18 protein-coding genes are annotated in these 14,864 nt (G+C 69.5%); 3 read left to right on the plus strand and 15 right to left on the minus strand.

What is annotated here, in order from left to right:
- Positions 1 to 72: 72 nt before the first annotated feature.
- From EV385_RS12830 to EV385_RS12880, 11 genes are all read right to left on the minus strand, one after another.
- Positions 73 to 1,293, minus strand: a complete 1,221-nt coding sequence (locus EV385_RS12830) for a tyrosine-type recombinase/integrase (RefSeq protein ID WP_130509682.1) — start codon at positions 1,291 to 1,293, stop codon at positions 73 to 75.
- Positions 1,293 to 1,505: an excisionase family DNA-binding protein gene (locus tag EV385_RS12835; protein WP_130509683.1), complete on the minus strand. Its 213-nt coding sequence runs from the start codon at positions 1,503 to 1,505 to the stop codon at positions 1,293 to 1,295. The genes EV385_RS12830 and EV385_RS12835 overlap by 1 nt, the downstream gene beginning before the upstream one ends.
- Positions 1,489 to 3,327, minus strand: a complete 1,839-nt coding sequence (locus EV385_RS12840) for a replication initiator (protein WP_242624855.1) — start codon at positions 3,325 to 3,327, stop codon at positions 1,489 to 1,491. Before EV385_RS12840 ends, EV385_RS12835 begins: the two co-directional genes overlap by 17 nt.
- Positions 3,324 to 3,518: a hypothetical protein gene (locus EV385_RS12845; RefSeq protein ID WP_130509684.1), complete on the minus strand. Its 195-nt coding sequence runs from the start codon at positions 3,516 to 3,518 to the stop codon at positions 3,324 to 3,326. The genes EV385_RS12840 and EV385_RS12845 overlap by 4 nt, the downstream gene beginning before the upstream one ends.
- On the minus strand, positions 3,515 to 4,111 hold the full coding sequence (locus EV385_RS12850) for a hypothetical protein (protein ID WP_130509685.1): 597 nt from the start codon (positions 4,109 to 4,111) through the stop codon (positions 3,515 to 3,517). The genes EV385_RS12845 and EV385_RS12850 overlap by 4 nt, the downstream gene beginning before the upstream one ends.
- Entirely contained in the window at positions 4,108 to 4,305 is a 198-nt protein-coding gene (locus EV385_RS12855; protein ID WP_130509686.1) for a hypothetical protein, read from the minus strand. Before EV385_RS12855 ends, EV385_RS12850 begins: the two co-directional genes overlap by 4 nt.
- Positions 4,302 to 4,682 carry a hypothetical protein gene (locus tag EV385_RS35945; RefSeq protein ID WP_341273937.1) on the minus strand — a complete coding sequence of 127 codons (381 nt, stop codon included), beginning with the start codon at positions 4,680 to 4,682 and terminating at the stop codon, positions 4,302 to 4,304. The genes EV385_RS12855 and EV385_RS35945 overlap by 4 nt, the downstream gene beginning before the upstream one ends.
- Positions 4,679 to 6,112 (minus strand): FtsK/SpoIIIE domain-containing protein, encoded by a 1,434-nt coding sequence (locus EV385_RS12865; RefSeq protein WP_130509687.1) that lies wholly within the window; start codon positions 6,110 to 6,112, stop codon positions 4,679 to 4,681. Before EV385_RS12865 ends, EV385_RS35945 begins: the two co-directional genes overlap by 4 nt.
- A 2-nt stretch (positions 6,113 to 6,114) precedes the next feature.
- Positions 6,115 to 6,525 (minus strand): hypothetical protein, encoded by a 411-nt coding sequence (locus tag EV385_RS12870; protein WP_130509688.1) that lies wholly within the window; start codon positions 6,523 to 6,525, stop codon positions 6,115 to 6,117.
- The gene (locus tag EV385_RS12875; protein WP_130509689.1) at positions 6,522 to 6,884 is read right to left on the minus strand and encodes a hypothetical protein; all 363 of its coding nucleotides are present in this window, start codon (positions 6,882 to 6,884) and stop codon (positions 6,522 to 6,524) included. The genes EV385_RS12870 and EV385_RS12875 overlap by 4 nt, the downstream gene beginning before the upstream one ends.
- 114 nt (positions 6,885 to 6,998) lie before the next feature.
- A complete protein-coding gene (locus EV385_RS12880; RefSeq protein ID WP_242624856.1) occupies positions 6,999 to 7,448 on the minus strand; it encodes a hypothetical protein in 450 nt (149 codons plus the stop codon).
- Positions 7,449 to 7,659: 211 nt separating this feature from the next.
- Here EV385_RS12880 and EV385_RS12885 point away from each other — a divergent pair, with 211 nt between their 5' ends.
- Positions 7,660 to 8,925 carry an NsdA family TPR-like regulatory protein gene (locus EV385_RS12885; protein WP_130509690.1) on the plus strand — a complete coding sequence of 422 codons (1,266 nt, stop codon included), beginning with the start codon at positions 7,660 to 7,662 and terminating at the stop codon, positions 8,923 to 8,925.
- Here EV385_RS12885 and EV385_RS12890 read toward each other — a convergent pair.
- The 3 genes from EV385_RS12890 to EV385_RS12900 form a co-directional block, all read right to left on the minus strand.
- Positions 8,906 to 9,565: an HAD family hydrolase gene (locus EV385_RS12890; RefSeq protein ID WP_130509691.1), complete on the minus strand. Its 660-nt coding sequence runs from the start codon at positions 9,563 to 9,565 to the stop codon at positions 8,906 to 8,908. The genes EV385_RS12885 and EV385_RS12890 overlap by 20 nt on opposite strands.
- A gap of 252 nt (positions 9,566 to 9,817) precedes the next feature.
- Positions 9,818 to 10,858, minus strand: coding sequence for a hypothetical protein (locus EV385_RS12895; protein ID WP_130509692.1), 1,041 nt, complete (start codon positions 10,856 to 10,858; stop codon positions 9,818 to 9,820).
- Positions 10,858 to 11,196, minus strand: coding sequence for a PadR family transcriptional regulator (locus EV385_RS12900; RefSeq protein ID WP_130509693.1), 339 nt, complete (start codon positions 11,194 to 11,196; stop codon positions 10,858 to 10,860). The genes EV385_RS12895 and EV385_RS12900 overlap by 1 nt, the downstream gene beginning before the upstream one ends.
- An 870-nt stretch (positions 11,197 to 12,066) precedes the next feature.
- Here EV385_RS12900 and EV385_RS12905 point away from each other — a divergent pair.
- Positions 12,067 to 12,441: a hypothetical protein gene (locus EV385_RS12905; RefSeq protein ID WP_130509694.1), complete on the plus strand. Its 375-nt coding sequence runs from the start codon at positions 12,067 to 12,069 to the stop codon at positions 12,439 to 12,441.
- Between the two features lie 158 nt (positions 12,442 to 12,599).
- Here EV385_RS12905 and EV385_RS12910 read toward each other — a convergent pair whose 3' ends face one another.
- Positions 12,600 to 13,139, minus strand: a complete 540-nt coding sequence (locus EV385_RS12910; RefSeq protein ID WP_130509695.1) for a DUF6226 family protein — start codon at positions 13,137 to 13,139, stop codon at positions 12,600 to 12,602.
- 255 nt (positions 13,140 to 13,394) lie between these two features.
- On the opposite strand from EV385_RS12910, the gene EV385_RS12915 reads away from it, so the two are divergent.
- On the plus strand, positions 13,395 to 14,075 hold the full coding sequence (locus tag EV385_RS12915) for an HAD family hydrolase (protein ID WP_130509696.1): 681 nt from the start codon (positions 13,395 to 13,397) through the stop codon (positions 14,073 to 14,075).
- The last annotated feature ends 789 nt before the right edge of the window (positions 14,076 to 14,864 follow it).

A 14,864-nucleotide genomic window follows, 5' to 3' on the forward strand; every position in this document is an offset into this window, starting at 1 on the left:
GGCTATGTTGCCGCCTTGCAGAGGCTCCAGCCCCGCCGTACAGCAGCAAAGTACAGCAGCGGCCGTCGACGATCAGTGGTCAAGGGACTCCCCCAGCTTCTTCAGCGCCGCGCGCGTTGCCGCCGACGACACGACGGTGTAGATCTCCATCGTGATCGAGAACTGAGCGTGCCGGAGGATCTGCATCGCCACGCGCGGATGGACGTCGAGGTCGGCGAGCAGGGAGGCGCATGTCCGTCGGGCATCACGGATCGTGATTCGCCGGACGCCAGCCGCATCACAGCGGCGATCCCAGTAGCGGTTGAAGTTGCGCGGCTCGATCGGCGTGCCGAACCGCGTCGTGAAGACCAGCGAAGACCGGCGCCACGCCTCGCCCGCTTCTTCCCGGGCCACATTCTGGGCGGCGGCGCGTTCCCGCAGGGCGACCGCGCAGATCTCCGGGAGAGGCAGCGTGTCATCCGAGGTTGGTGTCTTCGTCTCGCGGTGCAGCAGGTCGTGGCCGACGCGCTGGAGCTGCATGTCCACCACCAGCTCGGCCGCGTCCAGGTCGATGCCGCCCCACGTCACGCCGAGCATCTCACCCTTGCGCAGACCGAGCACAAGCACCAGGACGTACGCGGCGTAGAACGGATCCCGATCGGCCCGCGCGGATTCCAGGAACTGCCGTGCCTCGTCGCTGGTCCAGGCACGCCGCTTCCTCGCCCTCGCTGATGGGAGCTTGACGTGCCGGGCGACGTTGGCTGACATGTGGCCGTCCGTGATCGCCTGGTTCAGCAGCGTCCGCAGCACTCGCCGGATGTGCACCACGGTGGTTGCCGAAGGCACGTTGTCACAGCAGTTGCCGAGAGCGCAGCATCTCCTCTTGGCAGGCGGCCGGCGCACGTCCTTGCCCTGAGCGCAGCACTGACACTCGCGCCGCAGCGCGTTGAGCCACGTCTGCACGTCGCTGATCCGCAGCTTGTCCAGACGGCGCTTGCCCAGACCGGGGATGACATACAGCCGCATGATCGCCTCATACGTGACGTAGCTGCCGGGCGCGAGATTCGGTTGCACGATCTCCCGCAGCCAATACGTGGAGAAGTCGCCCAGTGTCGGCACCCGCGTCGACACCGGCCCAGCGTTGGCCTGCTGGTGCAGCTTCAGCCACTTCTCGTGGACGATCTCCCGGATCTTGCCGTAGACGTACTTGCGGCCCCGCTTCCCGTCCGGCTTGGTGACCCAGACATACGCGGCGAATCCGTTGCGGTAGGGGTAGATCGAGCCTTCTCCGTTGGCGCGAGCGCGGGTCGTCATCAGGCCACCTCCTCATTCCGCGCGACCTGCTCCCTGATGTACTCATCGACCCACTCGGGAAGGATGCGCCGGTACTTGCCGTCCTTGACCGAACGCAACTCACCCGTGGCGATCTTCATCTTGACCTTGGACAAGCCGAAGCCGAGCAGGACCGCAACCTCGGCGGGCGAGTACCAGCGCGGGCGCAGCGTGGTCTCACGTGTGTTGGTCATGCGGCAAGGCTCCCTTCGGGGTAGGCGTTGTTCCGGTTCCCGAGACGCTGGCGGGTGGGTCGCCGCTCGCCGGTTGCCGAGCAGTTCGGAGCTGGGCGCGGCGTTGAATCCGCTGCGAGATGGCGCGCAGCAGGCGGTGTTCCAGCGGGGGTAGGTCGGAGTCGTCGGGTCGGGCCATCTCCCAGGCGACCGGGGCCGGCGCAGCGGTGCTGAGGTCGGCGGCCGGGGCGGTGGCCGCGTCGTCGGTGACGCCGAGGAGGGCTTTGACCCAGGCGTGGGCGTCAGCCTTGTGGTCGGCGAGGGTTTTGCCGGACCAGTCGCGTGATACCAGGACGCGGCGGCCGCCAATGCCGAGGGTGGTCTTCTGGTGGACCCGGCCTTTGCAGTTGCCGGGGCGCAGGCGGGCGTGGGCCTTCTTCGGCTGGACGCCGTAGAGCAGCCAGTTGGCGCACCGCTCCGAACACGGCGTGATGCGGAGTTCGTGCCAGAGCCGGTCGAGGTGCTCCCGCTGCGGGTCGCTGCTGATGGTGTGGCAGTCGGCGGCGGCTTTGGTGACGTACTTGGTGATGTAGCCGATCGTCTTCTCCGCGTCCCGGGCTCCGGGTTCGACGCCCTTTGCTTTGACCTGCGGCCCGAACGTCACGATGTGCGCCGGGACACTGTCGGGGTCGGCGTCGATGGCGTCCAGCGCTTCGTCCCAGGTGGGGAGCGGCGTTCGGGTGTCAGGGTCCACCCACGCCTCCGCCTCGGCGTCCCACACGGGTGGCCGGTCGAGCGGGTAGCGGAGCCGGTCGGCGGCGGGCCACCACACCTGGTGGTAGGTCGCGCCAGCGACCCGCTCCAACATGGCGCGCGGGATGGTGCCCCGGATCGCGAAATGGGCGTGCGGGGCCAGGCGCCGCTGCGGTTCGACGCACCCGGCGTACTGGACGTTCCAGCCGACCGCCCGGCGCAGGTTCTGCATGTAGCGGTCGAGCAGGCGGGGGAAGTGCACGGCGTCCCACGCGGCGCGCCGGTAGTCGTACGTGCCCGGGTCGACCGGGGTGCCGAGTTGCGGGTCGTCTTGGGTGTGCCAGCGGCGGCAGGCGCAGGGGCGTCCTTGGTGGATGGAGTGGACGGGGCCGTAGGTGTCGAGCGTGAGGGTGAGCCACATCGACGGCTGGTGCACCGACCCGTCGGTGCCGGTGTAGGTCCGGCCGACGGTGCGGGGCTGGATCTTCTGGCGGGGTAGGTCGGGCACGTCTTGGCGACGTTTCGTGGACCGCTTGCGGCGGGGCCGGTCCGCGTCGTCGTCCTGGTCCGCGTCGTCGGGGTTGCTGTGTGGGGGTGCGATCCGGCCGCGCAGTCCTTCGGCGGCGATGGCGTCCTCGACCTCGCGGATCGCGTCGTCCAGCTCGGTGACCTGGTCCCACTCGGCGTTGCGTTCGGCCTGGGCGCGGTAGAACTCGAAGTGCGCCCGCAGGCTGATGAGCGCCTTCTGGTCGTCGGTGGCCGGCTCGGGCGGGGGTAGGGGCTCGTCGGTGCGGTGCCAGCCTTCGCGGATCTGCACCTGGCGGTAGTGCCGTGCCCGCTTCGCGCAGGGCGGGCACTTGGCTTCCAGGGTGGCTCCGCAGGGCAGGTCGATCAGCTCGGTCTGTCCGGTGAGCAGGTCGGTGCGGCGCAGCGCGATCGGGCGAATGCAGACGCCGTGCTCGGCGGCGAGCTGCTTGAGCGCGTCGACGGCGCGGGGCAGGGCGAGGCGGGCGGCGCGCGAGCCTGGCCGGACCTCCGGCCGGGGCTGGGGGGCCTCGGCCGGGGTGAGGGGCAGGGTAGGTGCGGTCACGGGCGTGGTTCCTCCTCTGCGGGGCCGGTGGGCGGGGCTGGGCGGACGTCGAGGTACAGGCGGGTCCGGGCGGTGTCGTGACCGGCCGGGTAGGTGCGCGAGACGGCGGTGATGTCGACCAGCCGCGACTCGGTGAGGGCCTGGAGCGCGGCGGCGATCTCGGCGGGGGTGCCGACGAGGCGGATCTTCATCGGGTCACCGGCCCGATCACGGGGGTGCCGTTGAGGCGAGTGACCGCTGCGGCGGGTACCGGCACCACACCCGGCACCGGGGCCGGGGCCGCAGGCAGCGACGGCGCGGGTGGGGCCGGGTCGTGGTGCTCGGCCGGGGCGGGTTCCGGCTCTGATGGCGCGGGCTCGACCACATAGGTGGTGTCGGTTCCGGCCCGGGTGGTGAAGACGAGTTTCACCAGGGCCATGAAGGCGAGGGCGGGCACGGCGGACAGCAGCCACCCGGACGGGCTGGGTTGGGCGACGGCGAGCTGCGCGGCCAGGGACAGCGCGGCGGCGGCGATGAGCAGGGCGAGCGGGTAGCCGATCGGCTGGCCGGTGCGGCGGCGCCGTTTGATGGTGAGGAACGCGGCCACCGGCACCAGCTCGGAGATGACGGCGTTGACCCAGCCGAACGCGTCCGGAGTACCGACCGGCATGTGGCGCATCGTCCAGTCGTGGACGTGCGTGAACGACGCCCACCCAGCCGCTGCCGCCACGGTGGTGAGGATGGCGGCCAGGGTGGCCGACTCGACCCGCTCGCCGCGGCCGGGCACGGTGGAGGCGGTGGTCATCGGCTGGCCTCCGCCCGTGGGGTGCGGCCGGTGAGGAAGACGAGTTCCACCCAGTCGGGCACCGGTACCGGAACGGGCTCGGTGGTGTCGCGGCTGTAGCCGAACCCGACGTCCTCGGCCTGGCCGAGCTCGGTGAGGTCGTGGTGGCAGTGGGCGCACCGGCGGGCCGGGCGGGTGATGGCCGGGGCGGTCATGCGACGGCCCCCGTCTCGGTGGTGGGTCGGCAGAGCAGGTGCCGGCCGACGTGGGCCAGCACGGCCGCGAGGGGCAGCCCGCACACCTCGCACGGCCGGGCGGCCAGCGCGGTCGAGGGCCGGACGGTGGTGCGGGGTGCGGGACCGAGGTGGTCGCGGGTGTGGTGGCGGACGGTCACCGTGGTGCGGCAGGCGTCGCACTGCTGGTCGGCGGGACGGCGCCGCCCGCACGGCACGGCGGTGCCGGTGATCGGCTGCCGGCACGGGCCGCCCGGCACGGTGTCGACGAGGCGGCGGGTGGAGTCGATGGGATGCGGGGTGGGGTCGGCGGGGCAGGTGTGGGTGCGGTCGTGGACGTCGACGATGTGGATGGTCATGCCGCACCGCCCTCGGTGGCCTCGCCCTCGATGACCCGGAACCGGCCATACGTCCGGGCCATCTGTTTGATCTGTTTGTCGGTGAGGTAGGAGAAGCGGACCCGCATGGGGGTGGGGTCGCCTTCGAGGGCGACATACCCGACGCCCGGCTGGGACTGCGGGATGCGGTCACAGAGGGCGCCGCGGTCGCGCATGCCGTCCCCGGCGACGAGGTCAACTTCGGCGGCCTCCGAGAGGCGCAGGGCGATGCGGGTGGGGAACAGGCCGCGGGCGGGCAGGACTTCTTTGCGGGGGTCCTGGATGGCGGCGATGACGTGGACGCCGACGGCGCGGCCCTGCGAGAGGACGATGCCAAGGGCGGCTTTGATCCGGTCTTTCAACTGCCGTTCGGTGAGGTAGTGGGTAAGGTTCGCCAGCTCGTCAATCACGAGGACGATCAGCGGCTCGGCCTGGGTGGGTTGGTGTTGGCGGGTTTCCCCGGCCAGGCGGGCGGCCCGTGCTTGGGCGAGCTGGGCGGCTTCTTCGAGGAGTTCGGCCATCTGGGCGAAGTTGTGGGTGGCGAATCGGGTGAACAGGGGTCGTCCCATGCCGAGTTCCATGCCGCCCTTGGGGTCGATCCCCCAGAGTTCGACCAGGCCTGTGGAGACGCCGGCGGCGAGGGCGCGGATGAATGACCAGATCACCGACCCCTTGCCGGAGCCGGTGGCGCCGACGATGAGGACCTGGGTGCCGAACAGGCGCAGCATGTAGACGGTGCCGTCCTCGCACAGGCCCATGGGCAGGGCGGTGAAGTCCGGCACCGCCGCCACCGGCAGCGGGGCGATCGTGCGGTGCAAGGCGTCGCCGCGCAGCAGGACCAGGACCACGGTGCCGAACGCCGGGCCGGGGATGGCCTTGACTTGGCGGACGCCGAAGGTGTGGGCGAGGCGTTCGGAGGCTTTGGCGAAGTCGTCGGGGATCTGCCCGGTCACCATCCGCACCAGCACCCGATCAGCCCCGGCCTGGCAGCGCACCCGCTTGAGCACGGGAATCACGATGTGCCGGTCGTAGGAGACGGCGAGCTTCGCGGTGACCATCGCGGCCTGCCAGCGCCGCCGGTACACAAACCGGCGGTAGCGGGCCAGGATCGGCCACCACCCGAACCGCAGACACGAGGTTTGATGCGCGAACCACCAGCCCCCGCCGATGGCGGCGGTCGAGCCGACCAGGATGGCCAGGCCCTGCCAGCCGTACCGCAGGTACAGCCAGGTCAGGAACGTGGCGGGCAGGGTGAGGTACCACAGCCGCACGTAGGTCTTGACCAGCCAGGCGAGTGCCTTGACCAGCTGCCAGCCCAGGGCCGCCCACAGCGGAACCCGCAGCACCGGGGTCCGGACATTCAGGGCGGAGACGGGGACCTGCTCCCCACGGATCACGTTGACCAGGGGCATGGTCAGCACACCTCCCGACCAGCGAGGGCGAACAGCGAGCCTTGCCCGGTGGCAGGGCGGCGAGTGGTGCGGTGCCGCACCGACCGCGACACGGGCGCAGCGGCCGGGAACAGCTCCGCGACGGCGACCGGACCGGAGGGCGGGGCGGGAACGTACCGGCACATGGTCGGCAACCACCGGCCCCGCCCGAGCACGGCCCGCAGGTCGGTGGAGTCGCGGACGTGCGGGGCGATCAGGTCCGGGTCCAGCCGACGCAACCGGACCACGGTCCTGGCGAGGGCTGCGGCAGCGGCCGAGATCTCGACCAGGGCGGCCACCCGCACCGCATCGGCGGGCACCGACGTGTAGACGTGACGGGCGGCGCTGACACCGGGAGCGGCGAGCAGGGCAACCGCGCGGCGGTGGGTCTTCACGCGATCACCTGCTTGCGGACCGCGTACAGGGCGGCCGCCCGGCGCAGCGAGGCTCCGCCGTCGTTGCGGCCGCCGAGGACGGCGGTCACGACGGTGCCGAGGTAGCCGGTCAGGAACGCGTTGACCGCGTCGATGCGGTCCAGTCGGGTGCGGCAGTGCGCGCACGCCTCGGCCAGGTCCGCGCGGGCCTCGGCCAGCTCCCGCTCCGTGAAGGCCGGACCGGTCGCGGACAGGTGCTGGCAGCGGGGGCACCGGGCGGTGTCCGGGGCCAGGGGCACCAGGTGGTCACAGGTCGTGCAGCTCCGCCACACAGCGGACGGTGGTGTCGTGACGCGGGCAGCGTCGACTACCTTGGGCATCACAGCCCCTTCCCTTGATGGGTTCGGTGGGTTGAGCGCCCGGGGCGGGGAGAACTACTTGGCGGTTGTTGGCCCCACCCCGCGGCGCGCGAACAGATCAGTCAGTCGAGTAGGTCAGGCAGCCTTCGCGGGCTTGCCGGTCTGCTGTGGTGCGGTCATCCCGGTGGCGCGAATCGACCACCCCATTCGGGCCCGGCACTTGTGCGGCTTGTTGTGTTCGGGGGCCTTGCACTTCTGCGAATCGACCCAGGGCGTGATCGTCACGTCGGTGAACTCCACCATCGGTGGATACCCAGGCATTTCCGGCTCGGGCGGCACCGGCTGCACATCCGCGATCACCCGGATCTTCAGCTCCTTCGACGCGCCGAACTTGCCCGCCTCCGGATCCAGATCCACACCCCGGACCAGCCACACCCGCTTCCCGGTCTCCTTGTCCCGCTCCTGGTCGTCGGCCTGACCACGCCGGTCGAAGTCGACCGCCCGGTCCACCCCCAGGAACAGCACGCCATGCGGCGCCACGAAGTCCCACGGCACCGGCACCTTCATCGTGTTCGGGATCGCCACTGCTTTCCTCCTTCACGACGCCGAGGCTCCTGCCTCGCGCCCTCATACCACGAGGATGCCGCTGCAAAGGGTCGTTCCGTAGGCCTCAGAGAGGACCTCGAGAGGACTTTTAATGGGCCCTTATGTGATACGGTCCATCTAGAGTCCCTGCTCTGACCTGCTAGGTCTTAGGGTTCCGGGAACGGACCCGACTCCTTGGAGGTGCGCCGCGATGCCCCACCCCGCCGGAAACACTCGGCTCAAGGCCGCACGGCAGCACGCCGGATACGCCTCGCAGCAAGCCTTCGCCGACGCTCTGACTCAGGCCGCTCCCCGCATCGGCCTCGGCCGCATGGAGGTCAGCGTTCGTCAGGTCCGCCGGTGGGAATCGCCGTCGCCGCCATGGCCCCGTGCCGATCACCAGCGGCTCATTGTCCACTTGCTGCATTTGCCGATCGACCAGCTCGGTTTCACTCCGCCCTGGCAGAGCACAGGGACGCCGCCGTCGGTCGCTTCGCCGCAGCCCACGCACATGCCCGCGGCCGCGACTCTGCCGTTACCGCAAGCCGCCACCGCTGTGCAGCCAGCCACCATCGGCGCCGACTACACCGCGATCACCGTCGCCCACCGACGCCTCTACTGGAGCGTGCAACCCGATCATCTGCACCCCACGGTGGTCGAACACACCCGGCTCGGGCTGCACCTGCTCGCCGAAACCCACGGCCTCGCCCGCCGCGTTCTCGCCACGGCACTCGCCGAATCGCTGCTGCTCGCCGGCCGCGTCGAGTTCTTCGACCTACGCCAGCCCGAGGACGCCGACGCCACCTACGTCCGCGCCCTCCAGGCCGCCGGGGAAGCCGACGACCCCATCCTTGGCGCCGCGATCCTCGCCCACGCGGCCTTCATCCCCGGCTGGGCACAACACCGCGACGAAGCCGCCGAGCGGATCCGCGCAGCACGCGCCTACGCCCGCCGCGGCCCCGCGTCCGCCGAGTTCCTCGCCTGGCTCGACGCGGTCGAAGCCGAATGCGACACCCGCAGCGGCCACCCCGTCGACGGCCTGCGCGCCATCGCCCGCGCCGAAGACATCCTGCGTACGGGGTCCGAGCACCAGTCGCCGGACTGGTTCACCTGGTTCTCGCCGGTGCGCCTCGCCGCGTTCAAGGGCAACACCCAGCTCAAGGCCGGCCGCCTCGCCCAAGCCCGCGACACCCTCACCGCTGTCTTGAACGCCCTGCCCGCCGAGGAGGGCAAGCAACGAACCGTCGTCCTCGGCGACCTCGCCGCCGTCGAGGTCGCGCAAAAGCGTCCCGAAGCCGCGTGCGCCCGCGCTGAGGAAGCCCTCGACCAGCTCGCCGTCACCTGGTACGCCACCGGCATGGCACGCATCCGCGAGGTCCGCAGTGCGCTCCAGCCATGGGCCGACGAAGCCTACGTCCGGCACCTCGACGACCGGCTCTACGGCTGGCAGACCACCCTCAACGCGTTTCGGCGTTGAACGCCGCAATCCGATCCGGAAGCTCAGCCAGAGAGTCAATGCGCATCGTCGCCACCCGGTCCGCTTCCGGATTACGCTGCTGAATGATCCCCCACGGGCCGCGACGAATCAGCGCCGTCTTAAAGCCCGCCGCCGCCGCGGGGCGGACGTCGTTGTCGAGCCGGTCGCCCACGTACAACGTCTCGGCCGGTGCGGCCGGCGTGGCCTTGGCGACCGCCTCGAAGAAGCCCAGCTCCGGCTTCGAGACCCCCCAGTCGTCCGACGTGGCGATCATGTCCGTCGGCAGGTCTAGCGACCGCAGGATGCCGCCGGCTCGAACAGTCTGGTTCCCCGCGATCCCGACCCACAAGCCGGAATCGCGCAGCTTGCTCAGCGACGGCCGGACATCCGGATACAAGTCATCCTCGCCGAACCACTCGGGCTGACCCGCCGCCGCACGCTTCTCCCGCTCCTGAGTCAGGTCGAAGCCCGGCCGAAACACCTGGAACGTCTCCCGGTAGTCCAGTCCCTGCGCGATCACCGCACCGAACACCGCCGAGAACGTGTGCCGAGGAACGCCCAGCCAGTCCGCCCACGTCCCGTACTCGCGTGCCTCGTTCACCAGACACTCGCCGACATCGAAGACGACAGCTCGAATCATGCGACCGAGCCTAAGCCCTCGCAGGTCGCCGCCGACAGCAGCTGCCGCGCAGGGCACTCCATGAACGTTTGATGCGTAGATTCAGGCAATTCCGGACACCGGGAATTGAGTCGATATCACTGGTCGGGCCTCGGAGCCCGGCACGCCTAGGCGATTCGAGCCGACGACCGACGGATTAGAAGATGCCATGATCAGGCCGACTGTGACCTCTACCGGGAAGTGGGTTGACCTCGCTGAGAGTGGCCCTCCGGGCTATGAACTGACCGGGGTGAGTTCCGGTTCGCTACGACGGTTGGCAACCAGTACCGCCGCGACCAGGGCAAGCGCCGCGACTCCGGTGCTGATCAGCACCACGGGCATCGGGATGGTTTCGCTGATGCTGTACTCGACGTACTGTCCAGAGGAGGCGTGCACGTCGTACACCATGATCTGGTAGGCCTCGCAATAGGCGACGAACGCCGGGACGGCCGCGGCGGTCAGCGCCAGCGCGGTCAGGCCGCTGGTGGTCCATCGGTTGTGGCCATCGGCCGTCCGGATCCGGTAGGCGAGGGCCGCGGCCAGCAGCCATCCCCCGAGCGCGCCGAGCAGCAGGCCGGCGACCGTCGACGGCCGGATCGCGCCAGTCACGTCTGTCGTGACGTCCAGCGCCAGGGACGTATGTCCGTCGTACTCGCCGCCGACCAGGGTGTTTGTGAAACCCATGAGGCTGAGCCCGCCCTTGGTCGCGGCGAAGTTCAGGGCGCGCGCCGGGACCTTCGTCTCACCGGGACCGGCGCCCACGCCGATCACCTCGGTGCTCTCCACGAATGAGGTGATCTGCCATCCCGTCGCGCTCAGGGCGGTCCGAACCCGGGCGGGGTCGTACGTACCCGTACCGTCAACGGCGCCGCTCATGCCCGGGCCGTTCATCGCCGAGCGCCAAGGCTCCAACCACGGCCGCGGCAGACCCGCCGCCGCCGAGGTCAGCGCGGTCATCTCAGCTGCCGACGGCACCGGCGCGGCTGCCTGCCAGGCCAGCCAGTTGCCGGTGACCGCGCCCAGCCCGCCCAGCGTGGCCGCGGACAGCACGGCCCCGATCACCGCGAGCACGCGCCGCGGCACACGGAACCGCTGCCGGATACCGCAAGCGACCAGGTGCACGGCCTGACCGACGGTCGGCCGGCCGTGGCCGGACTCGGCCATGTCCAGCAGCGTCGTGACGATCTCAGCGCCGTGCAGGCGGCGATATCCACTGGGGTACGCCCAAAGGAGCCGACGGTAACGGCGCTCGTCCTGTCCACCGATCGCGGTCATCAGGCCACCCCCAGCCGCCGGACGCCCACGGTTGGACGGCTGCGTAGCCGCGCCTCGGCCGAGTCGGCGTTCCGGCGCAGGCGCCCGATCTGAGTGGCGAGCGCGGCGGCGCCGCTGTCGGTGAGTTTGTAGTAGCGCCGCAGCCGGCCGTCCACCGCTTCCTCCCGGTCGACCGCAGTGAGCCCCTGCTCGGCTAGCCGGTCCAAGGCGCCGTAGAGTGTGCCGGGCCGCAACACGACCTCGCCCTGCGACAGTTCCTGGACGGTACGGATCACCCCGTACCCGTGCAGGGGCTCCTTCGCCAGGGCCGTGAGGATCAAGAGCGTGGGTTCCTGCATGGCCGCAGACCGTACGTCAAGCGAGATATATCGTCAACCGGTGTATGGCTGACCTGCTGGTGTCCACGGCAACAGCGGAAGCAGGACAACGCACCGGCGCGTGTCGTGAGCCTCAATTCTGATCGTGGAGGGCTCGCCTAGTTGGCTGCGAAGGGAGTGCGGGCCAGGCTCCCTGACCCGAACCGGCTCGTACCCTGCGGTGGTTAGCAGGTGGTGCTGGTACGAAATGCCACTGACGGTGCGCGTTGCGGACCGGTTGTTGTCTCGCTCGGGTCCTCGCCTTCGCCTTACGCCTTCGAGTATTGCCGAATTTCTCTGTACTTGGATCAAGGCGCCGCTGACGCGGCGCATCGTGGCGCGCAGGCCGGTCGCTCGGGGCCGCTGCGCGGCCCGGTCCGCCTTACGCCTGCGGCGACGGCGGCCGGGCAAGCCCCGGCGTCGGTACCCGCGCCCGCACCATCAGGGGAGTGATCCGAGGTTGACCGTCGAAGCAGATGTAGGGACGGCATCGAGGACCAGGGCGACGACGAAGCAGGCCGAGCGCCGCTGCGCTCGGCCTGCTGGCGACCTCCGGTCGGCATCGGCCGGCGCGGCGGCGCAGGTTTCCGGTGGCAAGATCGGATGCCTCCGGCGGGGGCGCTCAGGCTCTGGGATGGTGGGCCATCCCGCCCACCGTCGACCCAGGCGGAGCCGAGCAGACCTGCCCCAGGGCGGCAAGGTCGTTCGGCTGGTGAGGCGCTCCACCTTGCCGCCCTGGGGCAGGCCCGCTCCATGGTGTGTGGGTCGACGGCAGACGGGATGGGTGCGAGCCAGCGCGGGAATGGGTCGATTCGGCTGATCAGCGTCCGCGAGGTCGATACGCTCCGGAGCATGTCAGATGAGACCGTCGGCGCAGCTGTGACGCTCCGGGTGTACGACTGGCTCTCGCTGGTCGACGACATAGACAACGAGATCTCGAGTGCTGTTGAGGACGAGGACACCGAGGACCATGTCGAAGTCGCGGAGCGCGTGAGGGAGATTGTGCTTGCCCGCGCATATCTGGACGAGGAGACTCCCCTGCCCAACGATCAACAAGTAAGCGTCCAGCTAACCGACCCGGACTGGAACTTCGTCATGAATACCTTGTCTCATTGGGCGGACATCGCCGATGACATGACTCCGGGTGTTGACCCCGATGGCACCGAAGGCCGTGAGGTGGTGGCGGCCATCAGGGCCCAGCTCGGGAGGAACTCGTCAGGCGAGTAGAGCCGCCAGGACCGCCGACCCGTACAGCCACCAGTACAGCCAAGCCCGCCGACACCCGGCGCGGGACGGCGGCACCGACCGACTCTCGGTCCAGGTCAGCGGCCATCACCGGCACCGGCCGACAAGTCGCGCGATCTTTGCAAGGCGGTGGCCCATATTTAGGCCGAGCGGCGTGGCCAAGGCGCCCAGTCGATGCGTTGGGCTGGTCCCATCTGCTCCGCATCCGAACGGGAAACCGCAGTCCAGCCCCAGTGCTCTTGAGGGCTAGTCGATCGCCCCCAACTCACTCCCGCGCGAGAGCCATGACTCAGCTGCTCCGCGAATGTTCCCCCGACGAGTACTCCAACTTCCTCGTGGAGCTCCTCGATGAGGTCGGCCGGGTCCTCGTCGCAGGCGTCGCAGCCACAGGCCGGAAGGCTGAATTGCCGCCAGCGACCCAGCGTGAGGATCAGGCCGGGGAAGGCCGTGAAGACAACGGTGAGGGGACCGGCCTCGGAGCGGCCGGGCACCAGCTGCACCGCAGGCACCTGCAAGTCTTGGCTGCTGGGGTCCGCCGTCAGGTAGTCGCGACGGTCAACCACGTACTCGGTGACCAGGTCGTCGAGGATCTGCCGCGCCGCCTCATGAAGCACGCGGAAGCGGCCCGGGTTGGTTACCGTCTCGTATGCCTCTGGTGGTGGTGACTGTCCTTGATCCATCCCAGTTAGGGTATGGCCTTCCTGGCGGCCTCGGTGACGAATGTCTGAGCACCGTCGAGGCCATCTGAGAGCTAGCCGACCCGTGCGCATGTCGGGCCATTGACGGGCCACAAGCTGGGGACCAGCGGGGGTAGCCCAGGCCATCGAGGACCGCCGCCACTAGGGCGCAAGCCGGTCAGAATGCCGATCTTGTGCGGTTCCCAAGCTGACAGTGCGGGTTCGATTCCCGTCACCCGCCCGATACGGTGGTTGACCATGCAACGGTTGGCGCTCATCGATCTCGACAACACCCTTGTGGACCGTTCGGCGGCGTTCGGGCGCTGGGCGGTTGAGTTCTGCGCCGAGTACGAACTGCCGGACGACGCGTTGGCATGGCTGATCGCTACGGATCAGGACGGTTCCGTTCCCCGCGACTGGTTCTTTGGCGAGGTGAAGCAGCGCTTTCGACTGGCGGCCTCGGTGGATGACACATGGGAGCAGTACCGACGCCGGATGCCGGACCTCGTGAGCTGCCGCAGGGAGGTGCTGGCATCGCTGACACTACTGCGCGACGACGGCTGGAAGGTGGCGATCGTGACCAACGGTCAGGCCGACAACCAGTTGGGCAAAATCGAGCGTACCGGGCTGGACCAACATGTTGATGCCTGGGCAGTGTCCGGTGAACTGGGCATCCGGAAGCCGAGGCGCGAAATCTTTGAGGCGGCAGCCCGTCGGTGCGGCCTCGATCTGCTGAGCGGAGGGTGGGCGATCGGCGACAGCCCTGTACTTGATGTCGAGGGTGGCCGAGCCGCGGGGCTCGCCACGCTTTGGGTCAGCCGAGGAAAGGACTGGCCGACCGAACTCGCCCCGCCGGACCGCACCGTCAGGGACGTTGTGGCTGCTGTCCGAGTACTGCGAGGCGAGGGCTTTGAACTGATGGACGTGTGCCGAGAGTGACGTGGGCCGACGAGACGCGGCCAGCCGCAGCGGCCGACGAAGCCTAAAACAGTTGATCTCCACAGGGCGGGCAAGAGGTGACCCCTGCCTGACCCCAGCGGGCCGCCGCCGCGCCATCACAAGAACGTCAATATGGGCATCGCCGCGACCGGGGCGGCGTAACTGGCCACCCTGCACACCTCTACGGATCACATGGTCGCCGAGCTGACGGCAACGGCTGACGGCAACGACGGCAGCCAGTGGAGCGGGGGAGCGGTCGACGGTGAACGACTCACCGCAGGTATCCGCGCCTGGCGTACCCGCCGAACGGTCCCGCTCCGCGCTGGCAGTGTGGGGGTCAGGCGTTCCGTCGGCAGGGGCGGCCTCCGCCCCGTCGACTGCGGTACAGCAGCGAAGTACAGCAACGCCAGCAACCGCACCGGCCGAGGCGGGACCATTCCGGGCGGTCCGACCTCGCAGGCGGCTTGATCCAACCGTACTGCCGGGACTCCTTAGGTTCGGGGTTCGAGTCCCCGGCGGCCCACAGAAACCCCATCTGACCTGCGAATATGGACGCATCTCAAATGCGTGACCCGATGCCCTAGCCAGGTCGGCTTGTTGATGGAGACGTCGGTCCGGACTGGCTGCTACACGCGCCACCCTCGCTGAGCACGTCATCTCGATAGCTTGCGCGCAACGTTTGGAATCATCCAGGGGCAGTAATGTGCTTGAACCCGCAGACCTTCCGCCCCGCACCGGCGCATTCGGGATTTCGAGCCGTACGCAACGCACGCATCGAACCACCGCTGG

It is taken from the genome of Krasilnikovia cinnamomea, assembly GCF_004217545.1.
In the GTDB taxonomy this organism is placed as follows: Bacteria; Actinomycetota; Actinomycetes; order Mycobacteriales; family Micromonosporaceae; genus Actinoplanes; species Actinoplanes cinnamomeus.

Excerpts from the sequence above, each read along its gene's own strand:
- EV385_RS12830 (WP_130509682.1), bottom strand. The coding sequence starts at position 1,293 with ATGACGACCCGCGCTCGCGCCAACGGAGAAGGCTCGATCTACCCCTAC.
- EV385_RS12835 (WP_130509683.1), bottom strand. The coding sequence starts at position 1,505 with ATGACCAACACACGTGAGACCACGCTGCGCCCGCGCTGGTACTCGCCC.
- EV385_RS12845 (WP_130509684.1), bottom strand. The coding sequence starts at position 3,518 with ATGAAGATCCGCCTCGTCGGCACCCCCGCCGAGATCGCCGCCGCGCTC.
- EV385_RS12850 (WP_130509685.1), bottom strand. The coding sequence starts at position 4,111 with ATGACCACCGCCTCCACCGTGCCCGGCCGCGGCGAGCGGGTCGAGTCG.
- EV385_RS12855 (WP_130509686.1), bottom strand. The coding sequence starts at position 4,305 with ATGACCGCCCCGGCCATCACCCGCCCGGCCCGCCGGTGCGCCCACTGC.
- EV385_RS35945 (WP_341273937.1), bottom strand. The coding sequence starts at position 4,682 with ATGACCATCCACATCGTCGACGTCCACGACCGCACCCACACCTGCCCC.
- EV385_RS12865 (WP_130509687.1), bottom strand. The coding sequence starts at position 6,112 with ATGCCCCTGGTCAACGTGATCCGTGGGGAGCAGGTCCCCGTCTCCGCC.
- EV385_RS12875 (WP_130509689.1), bottom strand. The coding sequence starts at position 6,884 with ATGCCCAAGGTAGTCGACGCTGCCCGCGTCACGACACCACCGTCCGCT.
- EV385_RS12885 (WP_130509690.1), top strand. The coding sequence starts at position 7,660 with ATGCCCCACCCCGCCGGAAACACTCGGCTCAAGGCCGCACGGCAGCAC.
- EV385_RS12890 (WP_130509691.1), bottom strand. The coding sequence starts at position 9,565 with ATGATTCGAGCTGTCGTCTTCGATGTCGGCGAGTGTCTGGTGAACGAG.
- EV385_RS12895 (WP_130509692.1), bottom strand. The coding sequence starts at position 10,858 with ATGACCGCGATCGGTGGACAGGACGAGCGCCGTTACCGTCGGCTCCTT.
- EV385_RS12900 (WP_130509693.1), bottom strand. The coding sequence starts at position 11,196 with ATGCAGGAACCCACGCTCTTGATCCTCACGGCCCTGGCGAAGGAGCCC.
- EV385_RS12905 (WP_130509694.1), top strand. The coding sequence starts at position 12,067 with ATGTCAGATGAGACCGTCGGCGCAGCTGTGACGCTCCGGGTGTACGAC.
- EV385_RS12910 (WP_130509695.1), bottom strand. The coding sequence starts at position 13,139 with ATGGATCAAGGACAGTCACCACCACCAGAGGCATACGAGACGGTAACC.
- EV385_RS12915 (WP_130509696.1), top strand. The coding sequence starts at position 13,395 with ATGCAACGGTTGGCGCTCATCGATCTCGACAACACCCTTGTGGACCGT.